General features: G+C 70.2%; 13 protein-coding genes. 9 read left to right on the forward strand and 4 right to left on the reverse strand.

Annotated elements, in window-relative coordinates; translation table 11 throughout:
- Nucleotides 1-49: 49 nt before the first annotated feature.
- The 3 genes from ABIA32_RS00905 to ABIA32_RS00915 all read right to left on the reverse strand — a co-directional run bounded on the left by ABIA32_RS00905 (nt 50) and on the right by ABIA32_RS00915 (nt 3,574).
- Nucleotides 50-964 carry a hypothetical protein gene (locus ABIA32_RS00905; RefSeq protein ID WP_370091691.1) on the reverse strand — a complete coding sequence of 305 codons (915 nt, stop codon included), beginning with the start codon at nt 962-964 and terminating at the stop codon, nt 50-52.
- Nucleotides 965-1,157: 193 nt separating this feature from the next.
- On the reverse strand, nt 1,158-2,303 hold the full coding sequence (locus ABIA32_RS00910) for a metallophosphoesterase (protein WP_370091692.1): 1,146 nt from the start codon (nt 2,301-2,303) through the stop codon (nt 1,158-1,160).
- Nucleotides 2,304-2,464: 161 nt separating this feature from the next.
- Nucleotides 2,465-3,574: a LacI family DNA-binding transcriptional regulator gene (locus ABIA32_RS00915; RefSeq protein ID WP_370091694.1), complete on the reverse strand. Its 1,110-nt coding sequence runs from the start codon at nt 3,572-3,574 to the stop codon at nt 2,465-2,467.
- A gap of 306 nt (nt 3,575-3,880) precedes the next feature.
- On the opposite strand from ABIA32_RS00915, the gene hisC reads away from it, so the two are divergent.
- The gene (gene hisC / locus ABIA32_RS00920) at nt 3,881-4,972 is read left to right on the forward strand and encodes a histidinol-phosphate transaminase (protein WP_370091696.1); all 1,092 of its coding nucleotides are present in this window, start codon (nt 3,881-3,883) and stop codon (nt 4,970-4,972) included.
- Between the two features lie 150 nt (nt 4,973-5,122).
- On the opposite strand, the gene ABIA32_RS00925 is transcribed toward hisC, so the two are convergent.
- The gene (locus ABIA32_RS00925; protein WP_370091697.1) at nt 5,123-5,674 is read right to left on the reverse strand and encodes a hypothetical protein; all 552 of its coding nucleotides are present in this window, start codon (nt 5,672-5,674) and stop codon (nt 5,123-5,125) included.
- Nucleotides 5,675-5,879: 205 nt separating this feature from the next.
- Here ABIA32_RS00925 and ABIA32_RS00930 point away from each other — a divergent pair, with 205 nt between their 5' ends.
- The 8 genes from ABIA32_RS00930 (at nt 5,880) to cydB (ending at nt 14,923) form a co-directional block, all read left to right on the forward strand.
- Nucleotides 5,880-7,259 (forward strand): efflux RND transporter periplasmic adaptor subunit, encoded by a 1,380-nt coding sequence (locus tag ABIA32_RS00930; RefSeq protein ID WP_370091699.1) that lies wholly within the window; start codon nt 5,880-5,882, stop codon nt 7,257-7,259.
- Nucleotides 7,256-8,002 (forward strand): ABC transporter ATP-binding protein, encoded by a 747-nt coding sequence (locus ABIA32_RS00935; RefSeq protein WP_370091700.1) that lies wholly within the window; start codon nt 7,256-7,258, stop codon nt 8,000-8,002. Before ABIA32_RS00930 ends, ABIA32_RS00935 begins: the two co-directional genes overlap by 4 nt.
- Entirely contained in the window at nt 7,999-9,210 is a 1,212-nt protein-coding gene (locus tag ABIA32_RS00940; protein WP_370091702.1) for an ABC transporter permease, read from the forward strand. Before ABIA32_RS00935 ends, ABIA32_RS00940 begins: the two co-directional genes overlap by 4 nt.
- Complete coding sequence (locus tag ABIA32_RS00945; RefSeq protein WP_370091703.1) at nt 9,203-9,724, forward strand: hypothetical protein; 522 nt, start codon at nt 9,203-9,205, stop codon at nt 9,722-9,724. Before ABIA32_RS00940 ends, ABIA32_RS00945 begins: the two co-directional genes overlap by 8 nt.
- 206 nt (nt 9,725-9,930) lie before the next feature.
- Complete coding sequence (locus ABIA32_RS00950; protein WP_370091704.1) at nt 9,931-10,638, forward strand: response regulator; 708 nt, start codon at nt 9,931-9,933, stop codon at nt 10,636-10,638.
- Nucleotides 10,639-10,654: 16 nt separating this feature from the next.
- Nucleotides 10,655-12,106, forward strand: a complete 1,452-nt coding sequence (locus tag ABIA32_RS00955) for a sensor histidine kinase (RefSeq protein ID WP_370091706.1) — start codon at nt 10,655-10,657, stop codon at nt 12,104-12,106.
- Between the two features lie 258 nt (nt 12,107-12,364).
- Entirely contained in the window at nt 12,365-13,906 is a 1,542-nt protein-coding gene (locus ABIA32_RS00960; protein ID WP_370091707.1) for a cytochrome ubiquinol oxidase subunit I, read from the forward strand.
- Between the two features lie 21 nt (nt 13,907-13,927).
- Entirely contained in the window at nt 13,928-14,923 is a 996-nt protein-coding gene (gene cydB / locus ABIA32_RS00965) for a cytochrome d ubiquinol oxidase subunit II (protein WP_370091708.1), read from the forward strand.
- Nucleotides 14,924-14,963 lie beyond the last annotated feature (40 nt).

The following is a 14,963-nucleotide window of genomic DNA, read 5'->3' on the forward strand; positions in this document are numbered from 1 at the left end:
CGGTGGTTGCTCGCGCAGTTCCTCGCGCCCCTGGGCGTTTGCAACACTGTCAGTCGTCCGCATTGGGGAGGAAGCGGCTCAGGTGCGCCGGGCCTTCGTAGTCGGGGGAGGTGAAGTCCGGGGAGCTGTAGCCCGGGGAGGAGAAGTAGACCTCGTCCTCGCGTTCCTTCTCCGGCTTCTCCTCGCCGCTGCCGTCCGTGATCCCCTCGCAGCCGGGACTGGTGAAGCCGGGGCTGGTGAAGCCCAGCTTCGGGCGGTGGCGGACCAGGTCGACCTTGCTGCGGTGTTCGCTCGCCTCCGCCGCCGCGCGGGTGGCGAGCTCGCGTTCGAGGAAGGGCAGGACCGCCCGCGTGCGGAGCGCCGCCCGCCAGGTCTCGCGAGCCTTGGCGACCTCCGCCGCCAGCTCCGGTTGTGGGCGTTCGGGCTCCGCCGCCGAGTCCCGGCGCGCGGTGAGGAGCAGGCCGACCGTCGCCGCGACCAGCGCCCCGCCGCCGACCACGGCCAGCACGCCGGCTGCGGTGATCAGCTGGCGGCCCAGTGCCAGCGTCGGCGAGCCGGCGCGGACGGCGAGGCCGGTGAGCCAGAGGACCAGCGCGCTCGTCCAGGACAGGACGGGGACCAGCACCGCCGCCATCGCGGGCAGGCCGGCGCGGCCCGCCGCCTCCAGCGGGGTGTCAGGCTCGACCCACTGGGCCGGGTCCGTGCTGCCCAGGCGGTCCGTGTCCGGGCCCGCGCCGACCTGCGCGAGCTGCTCGCGGAGCCCGCGGTAGTAGGCGTACTCCGGCGCGGCGCCCGCGCTGATGTCGGGCAGCTCGCGCAGGGCGCGGTCGTGCAGCTGGGTCGCCGTGGTGGCGCCGCGGCTGGCCCGGAGGGCGTCGCGGATGTGCGGACTCTGCAGGGCCTCGTCCAGGATCCGCACGTAGTCGGGCTTGTCCTCGGCCAGCATGTGCGGAGCGATGTCCATCGTTCTGCTCCCCCGTGGAAGGATCGGCCGGTTCGGCGCGCGGGTGGGGGTTGGTTCGGCGTTATGGGCTGTTAACACCCATGCTAGGCGCGGAGGCTGACACAGTGACAGCCGGTTTCCGGAATTTTCGCGACGGGAGGGATAGGAGTTGCTTCTGGCAATTGCCGAAGGCAAGCCAGAACCTGCCGCTCCGTCAACTCAGCGGCAGCCTGGCGATCAGCAGGCGGCCCTCGCCTTCCATGGTGACGCCGCCGTCCATCGCCACCGCCAACTCCTCCGCGTAGACGTGCGGGCCGGTGACCTGGACGCCGGAGCGGCCTTCCTCGCTGGCCGCGTCGCCGAGCAGGTAGGGGATCGGGCTGTGGCCGTGGACGATCCGGTGGCCGCCGAAGGTCGCCAGTAGCTCCCGGGCCGCCTGCGGGCCGCTCTCGCCGCGGAAGGCGAAGCGCTTGGTCATTCGGCGGAAGCAGTCCCACCACTCGTCGGCGTCGCCGTGCTGCAGCACCTCGTGGACCGCGTCGTTCACCGCGTCGACCGAGTCGCCGTACTCGAGGTAGGCGGTGGTGTCGGAGTGGACCAGCAGGTGGTCGTCCTCGACCGACATGGCCGGAAGGCGGGAGAGCCAGGCGACGTGGTGGTCCTCCAGGCGCTCCATGTCCGTGGGCTGCCCGCCGTTGAGCCGCCAGGCGGCCAGGAAGGAGGCGGTGCCCGCGCTGGACTGGACGGGGTCGTCGCCGTAGCGGTCCGCGCCGAGCAGCAGCAGTTCGTGGTTGCCCATCAGCGCCCGGCAGTAGCCGCCGGTCGCGGCGGCCTCGGCGGCGAGGCGCATCACCAGGTCGATCACGCCGATGCCGTCGGGGCCGCGGTCGGTGAAGTCGCCGAGGAACCAGACCCGCGCGCGCCCGGCGCACCAGTGCCCTTCGGCGTCGATGAGCCCCTGGGCGTGCAGACCGTCGACCAGTTCCCGCAGATAGCCGTGGACGTCGCCGATCACGAAGAGCGGACCCTCGGGCGGCGGTTGCACACCGTCGACCAGGGTGGCGGGACCGTGCTCGACGGCCGAGGCGTCGGGCTCGGCGGGAATCGGCGGACCCAGTTCGAGCGTGGGCGGATCCAGCCGCGCGGCGGCCGCCATCGCCTGCGTGGAGAGCGGCGCCACCGCGGCGACCGGCATGGCAGAGATGGCGGGCATGACGGGTGGGGCAGGCACCACCGGCGCGGCGGTCGCGACCGGGGGCGGGGTGAAGAAGTCGAACGACGTGGACCCGTCCGCTGCCTGCGTGGCGTGCGGGCCTGGGTCCGGCTGGTCAGGCCAGGCGGGACGGTCCACGGGTGTCATGAAGCCCATCGTATAAAGCTGTCCTTCCCGGCGTACGCACCTGGGAGGGATCAGCCCGTCGAAAACGTTCGTCGGTCGGGATCTGAGATGGATCATCCGGTGACAAAGGGGGGCAGGTCAGGCGGCCCACCCCGTCGTTGGCCCGGCGCTCGAGTGGCGGGTCACTCCTCGCCGGGCGGGCGTGGCGCGGCCACCGTCGTGCGTGCCGGGCGGCGCTGCGAGGAGCGGCGCACGATCAGCTCGGTGGGCATCAGCTGTCCGGAGGTGTCCTGGGTGGGCGGGGCCGCGCCCTCGATCGCGTCGATCAGCAGGTTGACCACGGTGGTGCCGATCCGGCGCGGTTTGAGTGAGAGCGTGGTGATCGGTGGCTCGGTGGTCGCGTAGACGTCGCTCTCGCTGCAGCAGACCAGCAGCAGGTCCTCGGGGACGCGCAGGCCGTAGCGGCGGGCGGCGGCGAGCAGGTCGGTGCCGTTCGGGTCGAAGAGGCCGTAGACGGCGTCGGGCCGGTCCGGGCGGGCGAGCAGGCGGTCCGCGGCGACGGCGCCGGCGCAGGGGTCGTGCGCCGGGTAGGCCTCGTAGAGCGGCTGCTGGCCGACGCCGCGGCACCAGCCGAGGTAGGCCTCGGTGCTGAGGCGCGTGTAGGTGTCGGTGCTGGTTCCGGTGAGCAGGCCGATCCGGCGGGCGCCGGCCTGGGCGAGGTGGTCCAGGATGCCCAGGACCGCGGCGTGGTGGTCGTTGTCGACCCAGGCGGTGACGGGACAGTTGCCCGGCTTGCCGTCGCTGACGACGGGCAGGCCCTGGCGGTAGAGGTCGGCGACCATCGGGTCGTGGTCGGCCGGGTCGATCACCACCGTGCCGTCGAGCGCGACGTTGCTCCAGACGTCGTGCCGGGACGAGGCCGGCAGGACGACCAGGGCGTAGCCGCGGTTGAGCGCGGCCGAGGTGGCGGCCCGTGCCATCTCGGCGAAGTAGGCGAACTCGGTGAAGGTGAAGGGCTCCTGCCCGTACGTCGTCACCGTCAGGCCGATCAGGCCCGAGCGGCCGGTACGCAGGGTGCGCGCGGCGGCGGAGGGGCGATAGCCCAGCCGTTCGGCGACCTCGCGCACCTTGGTGCGGGTCTCGTCCGGCAGGCGTCCCTTGCCGTTGAGCGCGTCGGAGACCGTGGTGATGGAGACCCCGGCGGCGGCCGCCACGTCCCTGATCCCCGCGCGTTCCAGCCGACGCGCGCGGGTGGTGGCCCGGCGGCCGTGATGATTCGCTGCTGCTGTCATGTCTGGCCGATCGTATGGCGAGGAACTGTCGTGAGGGGATGGTCTGTCCGGCTTGGCTGGAGATACGTTTCTCCATGAGCATTGATGCGTTTTCTCCTTGCACCAACGACCGATTCGGGCGCATTCACCTGTGTTTTGGTCATGTACTCACGGTGTCGCCCAGCGACTCTTCGCGCGGCCGGACCGGCACATGTCACTCGCACGGGTGAGGTTCCGGCGATCGGCTCGTATGGTGATCTCGACCGGTTACGGCGAGGCCGTCACGATGGCGTGGCGCGCGTCGCGATTCTCTGGAGGACGACCACGGTGAGCAGCGAAACCACTCCCGGCCCCCGACTGCGCGAGGCCCTGGCGGGCATCCCCGCCTACAAGCCGGGCAAGCCCGCGCAGGGCGCCGACGGCGCCCCGGCCTTCAAGCTCTCCTCCAACGAGAACCCCTACCCGCCGCTGCCCGGCGTGCTGGAGGCCGCGGTCGAGGCCGCGCAGAGCTTCAACCGCTACCCGGACATGGCCTGCGCCGGACTGATCGCGGAGCTCGCGCAGCGCTTCGGCGTCCCGGAGTCGCACGTCGCGACGGGGACGGGTTCGGTCGGCGTCGCGCAGTCGCTGCTGCAGTCGACCTCTGGTCCGGGCGACGAGGTGATCTTCGCGTGGCGGTCCTTCGAGGCGTACCCGATCATCACGCAGATCAGCGGCGCGACGTCGGTGCGGGTCCCGCTGAAGGCCGACGAGACGCACGACCTCGACGCCATGCTGGCGGCGGTGACGGAGCGGACCCGACTGATCTTCGTCTGCAACCCGAACAACCCGACCGGGACGGTCGTGCACCGCGAGGAGCTCGAACGCTTCCTGGACGCGGTCCCCGCCGACGTGCTGGTGGTGCTCGACGAGGCGTACAACGAGTTCGTGCGGGACGAGGAGGTCCCGAACGGGATCGAGGTCTACCGCGACCGCCCGAACGTCTGCGTGCTGCGCACGTTTTCGAAGGCGTACGGGCTGGCCGGCCTGCGGGTCGGCTTTGCGATCGCGCACGAGCCGGTCGCCCAGGCGCTGCGGCAGACGGCGGTGCCGTTCGGCGTGAGCCAGCTGGCGCAGGACGCGGCGGTCACGTCGCTGCGGTCGGAGGCCGCGCTGCTGGAGCGGGTCGCGTCGCTGGTGGCCGAGCGGGAGCGGGTCGTCTCGGCGCTGGTCGCCCAGGGCTGGACGGTGGCGACGACGCAGGCGAACTTCGTCTGGCTGCGGCTGGGTGACCGGACGCTGGACTTCGCTGCGGCGTGCGAGGCGGCGGGCGTGGTGGTCCGGCCGTTCGCGGGCGAAGGCGCGCGCATCACGATCGGCGAGACCGAGGCGAACGACCTGTTCCTGGAGACGGCGGCGGTCTTCCGCAAGTCGCTGTAGGCGGACCGGCGGCGGTGGCAGAACCAAGATCGCCAAATGTTTCACGTGAAGCATTTGGCGATCTTGGTCGAGCCGGTGGTGACCGGCCGGGAAGCTGGTCGGTCAGGCGGTGGGCTGGTCAGGCGGTCGGGCGGTCGGGCGGTCGGGCGGTCAGGCGGTCGGGCTCGCGCTTGGTGAGGCGCCCGGGGAGCGAGCCGGGATCAGTGGCTTGCAGATGGTGTACGCCGCGGCCGTCTTCGCGTCCGCCGTGTTCAGCGCACGGAGGCCGCCCGAGCTGGGGATCGTGACGCCGTGGTCCTTCATGCAGCTGGTGAACGCGGCCATCGCCGAGGAGTTGAGATTGCCCCGGCCGCCGCCGAAGCCGCCCTGGGGACGGAGGGAGGCGCAGGCCTGCATCGCCGCCGCCATCGTGGGGTCGGCAGACGCTCCGCCGCCGAACCCGCCACCTCCGCCGTAGCCGCCTCCAGCTCCGCCGCCCCCGCCGTAGCCGCCGCCGGGGCGCCCGCTGGGCAGGTTCACGCCGTGCTGGCTGAGGCACTGCCGGTAGGCCTGCATCGCCGCACCTTGGGCGCCTGCGGAGGCGGATGCCTGGCCGCCGGCGGTGGCGGTGGTCGACCCGGCGGAGGAGCAGCCGGACAGCAGCAACGCGCCGAGGCTGAGCAAACCTGCTGCGCAGGCCGTGCGAGGGCTGAGTGTCTTCATGGGCCATGACGGAACCGCACCGGCTTAGCCTTCGCCTGGATGCTTCCTAGGAAACTCCTGAGTCCGGAAAGGCGGGAAGGCTCTCCGGTGCCGTCGAGATCGGTGGCAAAAGGCGGAAGTGCACCAGTTTGTCTAGTATCTCCTGCCAGTGAACTCCAAGGTTTCTCGCAGAGTCCGCTGGGCGCGCCCCGCCATGGTGTCCGGCATGAAGGTGCTTCCACGACGGCGCAAGTCCGTCCTGCTGAACTCCGTGCTCGTCACGGCGCTGCTGGCCACGGCCGGCGGGGCGTGGGCAACGGTGGCCCAAGGCTCCAGCACCGCCAGCCCGTCCTCCACGCGCACCGCAACGGTCACGCGCGGCACGGTCCTCGCGACGGTCTCCGGGTCGGGCACGCTGACCTCACCGTCCGACGCCGGGGTGAACTTCACCACCGGCGGCACGTTGACCGAGGTCGATGTGACGGCCGGTCAGAAGGTGACCGCTGGACAGGTGCTGGCCAAGGTCGACGCGACCACGGCGAACGAGACGTTGGCCAACGCCCAGGCCCAGCTGACCTCCGCCCAGACCAATCTGACCCAGGTCGAGGCCGGTCAGCTCCCCGCGACCACCAACACCAACAACAGCGGCTCCGGCGGCTCCGGTGGCTCCGGCGGATCGGGCGGCAGCAGCAGCGGCGGCGGTCGCGGCCAGTCCGCGACGCCCACGCCCACCCCCACGCCCACCCCGAGCCCCACTCCCACCGTCAACCAGGCGCAGCTCGCCAGCGCCGAGCAGCAGGTCACCTCGGCCCAGAACGCCGTGGCCGCCGCGCAGCGCTCGGTCGACGGCACCGTGCTCAAGGCCCCGGTCTCCGGCACGATCGCCTCCGTCAGCGGCAAGGTCGGCCAGTCCGTCTCCGGCAGCAGCAGCTCCGGCGGGTCGGGCAGCGGCAGCAGTTCAAGCAGCAGTAGCTCGTCCAGCTCCAGCAGCCTCTCCGGCTTCGTCGTGATCACCAATCCCTCGGGGATGGAGGTCACCGCCGACTTCTCCGAAAGCGATGCCCTCAAGCTCAAGTCCGGGCAGGGCGCGACCGTCACGCTGAACGCCGACACCAGCCAGGTGCTCAACGCGAAGCTGCTGTCCATCAGTTCGCTGCCCGTCAGCAGCTCCGGCAGCAGCAGCTCGGCCAGCGCCGTCCAGTACGCCGCGCTGCTGTCGATCACCGGAAGCACGTCCAACCTGCGCACCGGACTGAGCGCCAGCGTCCAGGTCGTCACCGGCGAAGCCTCCGGCGCGCTCTACCTCCCCACCTCCGCGATCAACGGGACCGGCGCCAACGCCAGCGTCCAACTGGTCCAGGCCGACGGGACCACCCAACGGACCCCGGTCACCCTCGGCGTCCAGGGCGACACGAGCGACCAGATCCTCTCCGGCCTCACCGAGGGCCAGAAGGTCCAGATCACCGTCGTGTCCACCAGCGGCAGCAACGGCTTCCCGAGCACCGGCTTCCCCGGAGGCCTCGGTGGTGGCGGGGGCGGCGCTCGTGGCTTCGGTGGTGGCGGCGGTGGCGGTGGCCGTGGCACCGGCGGGGGTGGCAAGGGATGAGCCCCGCTCCCGTCATCGCCGCCCGGCGGCTGGTGAAGACCTACGGCATGGGGGGCGCCGTCGTCCACGCCCTGGCGGGTGTCGATCTGACGGTTCAGCAGGGCGACTTCGTGGCCATCATGGGCAGTTCGGGCTCCGGCAAGTCGACGCTGATGAACATCCTCGGCTGCCTCGACGTGCCGACGACCGGCCGCTACCTGCTCGACGGCATCGACGTGGGCGGGCTGGACGAACGGCAGTTGTCACTCGTGCGTAACCGCAAGATCGGCTTCATCTTCCAGTCCTTCAACCTGGTCCCGCGGACCACCGCGATCGCCCAGGTCGAGCTGCCGCTCGCCTACGCGGGCGTCAAGGCCGCCGAGCGGCGCCGCCGCGCGATGGCGGCGCTGACCATGGTCGGCCTGGCCGACCGCGCCGATCACAAGCCCAACGAGCTCTCCGGCGGACAGCAGCAACGTGTGGCGGTGGCCCGTGCGCTGGTCACCGCGCCCGCGATGCTGCTCGCTGACGAGCCGACCGGCAACCTCGACAGTCACAGCACCAAGGAGGTCCTCGGCATCGTGGACCGGCTCAACGACTCCGGTCGCACGGTGGTGCTGATCACGCACGAGGACGAGGTCGCGCGTCACGCGAAGCGGGTGATCCGCCTGGTCGACGGCCTGATCGTCAGCGACGAGCGGCAGGCGCTGGTCGACGGGCCGCCGCCCGCACTGGTCGCGGCGGCGATGGAGGCAGCCCGGTGAACCCCTTCGAGACGCTGCGCTTCGCCGCGTTGGGCCTGGCCGCCAACAAGGTCCGCTCCGGGCTGACCATGCTCGGCATCCTGATCGGCGTCGCCGCCGTCATCCTGCTGCTCGCGGTCGGCAACGGCTCCTCGCAGGCGGTCAAGAACTCCATCGACGCGCTCGGCACCAACGCGCTCACCGTCAGCTCCGGCGCCGGCTTCGGCGCGCAGTCGACGGCGACCAGCACCAAGCCGCTCACCATCGACGACGCCCGCGCGCTGGCCGATCCGAGCCAGGCGCCCGACGTGAAGGGCGTGGCCCCCGAGGTGGAGACCTCGCAGACCGCGCTCTACCAGGGCACCTCGCACACGGTCAGCTCGGTGATCGGCACGTACCCCGCCTACTTCGAGGCCTCGAACAGCAAGGTCGTCAAGGGCGACTACTTCAGCAACGACGACGTGCTGGCCTCGCGCAAGGTCGTGGTCATCGGCTCGACGACGGCGACCGACCTGTTCGGCACCGCCGACCCGATCGGCAAGCAGATCATCCTGGGCGGCACCCCGTTCACCGTCGTCGGCGAGTTGGCGACCAAGGGCGGCACCGGCTTCCAGGACCCGGACGACGTGATCATCGCGCCGCTGCCGACGGTGCAGAACGCCTTCACCGGCTTCGGTTCGCTCAGCCAGATCCTGGCCGAGGCGACCTCCGCCGACACCACCACGCAGGCGCAGAACGAGATCACCACCGTACTGATGGGCCGGCACGGGATCACCAACGCCTCGGCGGTGGACTTCCGGATCAACAGCCAGACCACGCTGCTGAGCACCCGCAGCTCCACGACGCAGACGTTCACCGTGCTGCTGGGTGCGGTGGCGGCGATCTCGCTGCTGGTGGGCGGCATCGGCATCACCAACATCATGCTGGTGACCGTCACCGAGCGGACCCGTGAGATCGGCATCCGCAAGGCGATCGGTGCGCCGAAGGGCGTCATCCTGAGCCAGTTCCTCGCCGAGTCGACGCTGTTGTCGCTGGTCGGTGCGGGGCTCGGGGTGGTGACCGCGCTGGTGGGAGCGCACTTCACGATCGTCGGGATCAAGCCTGTGGTGATCCCGCAGTCGGTGTGGGGGGCGTTCGCGATCGCGGTGGCCATCGGCCTGTTCTTCGGCAGCTACCCGGCGAGCCGGGCGGCGAGCCTGCGCCCGATCGAGGCGCTGCGCCATGAGTGAGAGGCAGAGGGAGACCATGAGCGTGGATGTCGTGGAGTCGCCGGAGTCCATCCTGGCCGAACCGCCGGACGCGCTGGACATCAGCGCGGAGCTGGCGGCTCCGCCGAGGCGGAAGCTGCCGTGGCTGACGCTGGTGCTGGCCGGTGCGGTGGTGGCCGGGCTGGGCTTCATCGGCGGGGTGCTGGTGGAGAAGGGCCAGACCCCGGCGACGTCGAGCGGTTCGACGGGCCGTGCGTTCACAGCGGGCGCACGGGGTGGCTTCGGCGGTACGGCAGGTGCGGGTGGTGCGGGGGCGACGGTCGGGACCGTCAAGCTCGTAGACGGCAGCACGATCTATGTGACGGACACCTCGGGCAATGTCGTGAAGGTCACCACGGGTGGTTCGACCAAGGTGGGCATCTCGAAGTCGGGCAAGGTCAGCGACCTGAAGCCGGGCTCGACGGTGACCATTCGCGGCACGACGACTTCCTCCGGAGATGTAGCGGCCACCACGGTCACGCAGCTCGGAGGGTGAGTTGCACCCTCAGGGGCGCGGGGCTCCGCTTGATCAACTGCGTGCGCGACAAGCCACCCTGTGCGGATGGTCCTCAAGGCGCAGGGCCATCCGCACAGGGTGGTTTCTCGCGCAGTTCCTCGCACCCCTGAGGTTCCTCATACAGTCCTCATCTGCAGCGGCTAGCCTGCCCGCAGCAAGAATCGAAACTCCCCGGGGGCGCGCCCATGGACACCGCCGAAGCCAGCCTGCTCGTCGTCGACGACGAGCCGAACATTCGGGAGCTGCTCTCCGCCTCGCTCCGTTTCGCGGGCTTTCGCGTCGCGTCCGCCGCGACCGGCGCGGAGGCGGTCGCGGCGGTCGCGCGGTCGCGGCCGGATCTCGTCGTGCTCGACGTGATGCTGCCCGACGCGGACGGCTTCTCGCTCGTGCGACGGCTGCGGGACGACAGCGAGCGGGACAAGATCCCGGTCATCTTCCTCACCGCCAAGGACGGGGTCGACGACAAGATCAACGGCCTGACCGCGGGCGGCGACGACTACGTCACCAAGCCGTTCAGCCTGGAGGAGCTGATCGCCCGAATCCGGGCGATCCTGCGGCGGACCGGTGGGCCCGCCGAGGACGGGCGGCTGGTCGTCGCGGATCTGGAGCTGGACCCGATCGGCCACCAGGTCACCCGGACCGGGCGCCAGGTCTCCCTCTCGCCGACCGAGTTCAAGCTGCTCGAATACCTGATGACCAACACCGGCCGGGTCGTCTCCAAGATGCAGATCCTCGACCACGTCTGGGCCTACGACTTCGGCGGCGACCTCAGCATCGTCGAGTCCTACATCTCCTATCTGCGCCGCAAGATGGACTCGGGCGCGGAGGGCGCGCCCAAGCTCATCCACACCGTGCGCGGCATCGGCTATGTCCTTCGCCGCCCGACTGCCTAGCCGCCTCCGTCGGTCCGTGCACGTGCGCGTGACGGGACGGTTCTCCCTGCGCGTGCGGCTGCTCGCGCTGTCCGTCGCGCTGGTCGCGCTCGGGCTGACGGTCAGCGACACGCTCGTGCTCGGTGACGTGCGCAGTCAGCTCGTGCAGCGGGTCGACAGCCAGTTGCAGCGCTTCGGCGGGCAGGCGGCGCGGCAGCTGGATGATCCGAAGCACCACCCCGTTCCCAGCGCCGGGCGTCATGCGTACCTGCCCAGCCAGTACGTGGTCACCCAGGTCGGCGCGGACGGCGGGTACGGCAGCATGCTGGTTCAGCCGGTCGAGGCGGGCGATCCGCGGCCGGCTCTGCCGTCCCTCGACGCGGCGGGTCTCGCCGCGCGGATGGGGAAGCCGTTCACCGTGGCCGCCGATCACGGCGGCGGCAGCTGGCGGGTGCTCATCCTGCCGCTGGACACGCGCCCCGGTGCCGGCGTCGTGGTGGCGGTCTCGCTCGACGACACCGACGCGATGCTGGCGAAGCTGAACAACGGATTCCTGGTGATCGGCGCGGTCGTGCTGGTGCTGCTCACCGCCGCAGGCTTCTTCGCGGTCCGGGCGGGGCTGAAGCCGCTGCGGCGGATCGAGGAGACCGCGCAGCAGATCGCTTCCGGGCATCCGCTCTCGCACCGCGTCCCTGACGCCGACGCGGACCAGCGGACCGAGGTGGGCCGGCTGGCCCGCTCGCTCAACTCGATGCTGGCGCAGATCGAGTCCGCCTTCGCCGCGCGTACCCGCTCCGAGGACCGGATGCGCCGTTTCGTGGCCGACGCGAGTCATGAGCTGCGCACCCCGCTGGCCGGTATCCGCGGCTTCGCCGAGCTCTACCGGATGGGCGCACTCGGCACCGAGGCCGACGTCAAGCGCACCATGAGCCGGATCGAGAGCGAGGCGGTCCGGATGAGCGGCCTGGTCGAGGACCTGCTCACGCTCGCCCGTCTCGACGAGCAGCGTCCACTCCAGCTCGCGCCCATGGACCTGCGCACGCTGGCCGCCGACGCGCTGCACGACACCACCGCGCTGGACCCCTCGCGTCCGGTGCAGCTGACCGGCCCGGCCGGTGCGCCGACACCGGGGGCCGCGCTGGTACTGGGTGACGAGGCCCGGCTGCGGCAGGTCGTCACCAATCTGGTCGGCAACGCCGTCAAGCACACCCCGGCGGGGACACCGGTCCGCATCGGCGTCGGCACGCTGGACGGCGAGGGCGTGCTGGAGGTGGCGGACCAGGGACCCGGCCTGACGGAGGAGCAGGCGGCGCGGGTGTTCGAACGCTTCTACCGGGTGGACGCCTCGCGCAGCCGTCAGGACGGTGGGGGAGCGGGTCTCGGTCTGGCCATCGCCGCGGCGCTGACGGCGGCTCACGGCGGGCGGGTGGAGCTGGAGACCGTCCCGGGCGCGGGTGCCACCTTCCGGGTGCGGCTCCCCTCCGCCTAGGCCCCGCACAGGCTGAGGTGCTCGCGCGCGGCAATCGCCACCCTGGCTGGTTCGGCCACGACCCACTGTCCTGACCGGCGCTGACGGTTTACCCCACCCCCCTGTCAGGCTCGCGGAAGGACATGGTGATAATAGCTTGTGATCGTGTTCACTTTCACAAGCGCACCAGCATTTCGTGTTGATGCAGCTCATCCCACACCTATGGGATGAAAAGTGCATACATGGACATGATGGCCAGCCGACCAGAAGGGACTCCGCATGGATCTCGCGCTCGCGCACGAGACGATGGCGCGATGGCAGTTCGGTATCACCACCGTCTACCACTTCCTCTTCGTGCCGCTGACCATCGCCCTCTCCGCGCTCACCGCCGGCCTGCAGACGGCTTGGGTCCGGACCGGCAGGGAGAAGTACTTCAAGGCCACCAAGTTCTGGGGCAAGCTCTTCCTGATCAACATGGCGATGGGCGTCGTCACCGGCATCGTGCAGGAGTTCCAGTTCGGCATGAGCTGGTCGAACTACTCCCGCTTCGTCGGTGACATCTTCGGGGCCCCGCTGGCCTTCGAGGCGCTGATCGCGTTCTTCTTCGAGTCCACCTTCATCGGACTGTGGATCTTCGGCTGGGACCGGTTGCCCAAGAAGCTGCACCTCGCGGCGATCTGGATGGTCGCCATCGGCACCAGCCTCTCCGCCTACTTCATCCTGGCCGCCAACTCCTGGATGCAGCACCCGGTCGGCTACGAGATCGCGAACGGGCGCGCCCAGCTGACCGACTTCCCCAAGGTGCTCTTCCAGAACACCACCCTGGTCGTCGTCTTCCACACGCTGACCGCCGCGTTCCTCACCGGCGGCGCGTTCATGATCGGCATCGCCGCCTACCAGCTGCGCAAGGCGTCCAGGATGGCCAAGGCGGACCAGGACCCGGTCAAGGTCGCGGCCATGAGCACCTCGCTGCGGCTCGGCCTGATCACCTGTCTGATCGCCGGCCTCGGCACCGCCGTGAGTGGCGACGCGCTGGGCAAGGTCATGTTCGAGCAGCAGCCGATGAAGATGGCGGCGGCCGAGGCGCTCTGGGACACCCAGGCGCCCGCCCCGTTCTCGATCTTCGCCTACGGCGACGTCTCCAAGGGCCACAACACCGTCGAGATCACCATCCCCGGCCTGCTCTCCTTCCTGGCCAAGGGTGACTTCACGTCGGCGGTGCCCGGCATCAACAACACCAACGACGCCGAGAAGGGCAAGTACGGCAGCAAGGCGGCCGACTACAAGCCCAACATCCCCACCACCTTCTGGGCCTTCCGGTGGATGATCGGCTTCGGGATGACCTCCTTCGTGATCGGCATGGTCGGCCTCTGGCTGACCCGGCGCAGGTTCTGGCTGGCCCCGGAGTACCGGCGGGCCGGTGACGAGGTGCCGCTGTTCATGCTGACGAAGGACAAGGAGCTCGGCCCCTTCCTGAACAAGTGGATGTGGCGGGCCGCCATCTGGACCATGCTCTTCCCGGTGATCGCCTGCTCCTGGGGCTGGATCTTCACCGAGATGGGCCGTCAGCCCTGGGCCGTCTACGGCCTGATGACCACCGCCGACGCGGTCTCCCCCGGCGTCTCGCTCGGTGAGCAGTGGACCTCGCTCATCGTCTTCACGCTGCTCTACGGGCTCCTCGCGGTCATCGAGGTCAAGCTGATGGTCAAGTACGCCAAGGCCGGTCCGACCGACGAGCAGCCACCGCGCGAGGACCCGACCATCGGCGGTCCCCCGGCCGGGTCCGAGGACGCCGACAAGCCCTTCGCCTTCGCGTACTGATTGCTGACTGGAGACCCACAGATGCAACTCCACGACGTCTGGTTCGTGCTCATCGCGGTCCTCTGGATCGGCTACTTCTTCCTCGAGGGCTTCGACTTCGGGGTCGGTATCCTCACCAAGGCGCTGGCCAGGGACGAGCGGGAACGCCGGGTCCTGATCAACACCATCGGCCCGGTCTGGGACGGCAACGAGGTCTGGCTGCTGACCGCCGGCGGCGCGACCTTCGCCGCGTTCCCCAACTGGTACGCGACGCTGTTCAGCGGCTTCTACCTGGCGCTGCTGCTGATCCTGGTCTGCCTGATCGTGCGCGGCGTCGCCTTCGAGTACCGGGGCAAGCGCGACGACGCGGTCTGGAAGCGGAACTGGGACCACACGATCTTCTGGTCCTCGCTGCTGCCGGCGTTCCTGTGGGGCGTGGCCTTCGGCAACATCGTCCACGGCACGAAGATCGACTCCCACATGGAGTACGTGGGCAACTTCCTCGATCTGCTGAACGTCTACTCGATCCTCGGCGGCCTGGTCACGCTCTTCCTGTTCACCTTCCACGGAGCGGTCTTCACCGCGCTCAAGACGGTGGGCGACATCCGCGAGCGGGCGCGCACCCTCGCGCTCCGGATCGGCGCGGTCACCGCACTGCTGGCGCTGGCCTTCCTGATCTGGACGCAGGTGAACAACGGCGACAACTGGAGCTTTGCCGCGATGGTGGTGGCCGCGCTCGCACTCGTCGGGGCGATCGCGATGAACCAGCTGGGCCGGGAGGGCTGGGCGTTCATCCTGTCCGGGGTGACCATCGTCGCAGCCGTGGCGATGCTCTTCCTGTCGCTCTTCCCGAACGTCATGCCGTCCTCGCTGAACCCGGCCTGGTCGCTGACGGTCAGCAACGCTTCGGCCTCGCCGTACACGCTGAAGATCATGACCTGGGTCGCCGGCATCATGACACCGGTCGTGCTGGTCTACCAGGGCTGGACGTACTGGGTGTTCCGCCGCCGTATCGGCGTGCAGAACATGCCTGCCTGAGCCAGTCGCCCGCGCCAGACGCTCGCGAAGGAGCAGCCCC

The organism is Streptacidiphilus sp. MAP12-20, assembly GCF_041262525.1.
In the GTDB taxonomy this organism is placed as follows: Bacteria; Actinomycetota; Actinomycetes; order Streptomycetales; family Streptomycetaceae; genus Streptacidiphilus.

What these genes read in the sequence shown, in the direction of transcription:
- ABIA32_RS00905 (WP_370091691.1), bottom strand. Translation starts at nt 964, where the DNA reads ATGGACATCGCTCCGCACATGCTGGCCGAGGACAAGCCCGACTACGTG.
- ABIA32_RS00910 (WP_370091692.1), bottom strand. Translation starts at nt 2,303, where the DNA reads ATGACACCCGTGGACCGTCCCGCCTGGCCTGACCAGCCGGACCCAGGC.
- ABIA32_RS00915 (WP_370091694.1), bottom strand. Translation starts at nt 3,574, where the DNA reads ATGACAGCAGCAGCGAATCATCACGGCCGCCGGGCCACCACCCGCGCG.
- ABIA32_RS00925 (WP_370091697.1), bottom strand. Translation starts at nt 5,674, where the DNA reads ATGAAGACACTCAGCCCTCGCACGGCCTGCGCAGCAGGTTTGCTCAGC.
- ABIA32_RS00930 (WP_370091699.1), top strand. Translation starts at nt 5,880, where the DNA reads ATGAAGGTGCTTCCACGACGGCGCAAGTCCGTCCTGCTGAACTCCGTG.
- ABIA32_RS00935 (WP_370091700.1), top strand. Translation starts at nt 7,256, where the DNA reads ATGAGCCCCGCTCCCGTCATCGCCGCCCGGCGGCTGGTGAAGACCTAC.
- ABIA32_RS00945 (WP_370091703.1), top strand. Translation starts at nt 9,203, where the DNA reads ATGAGTGAGAGGCAGAGGGAGACCATGAGCGTGGATGTCGTGGAGTCG.
- ABIA32_RS00950 (WP_370091704.1), top strand. Translation starts at nt 9,931, where the DNA reads ATGGACACCGCCGAAGCCAGCCTGCTCGTCGTCGACGACGAGCCGAAC.
- ABIA32_RS00960 (WP_370091707.1), top strand. Translation starts at nt 12,365, where the DNA reads ATGGATCTCGCGCTCGCGCACGAGACGATGGCGCGATGGCAGTTCGGT.
- cydB (WP_370091708.1), top strand. Translation starts at nt 13,928, where the DNA reads ATGCAACTCCACGACGTCTGGTTCGTGCTCATCGCGGTCCTCTGGATC.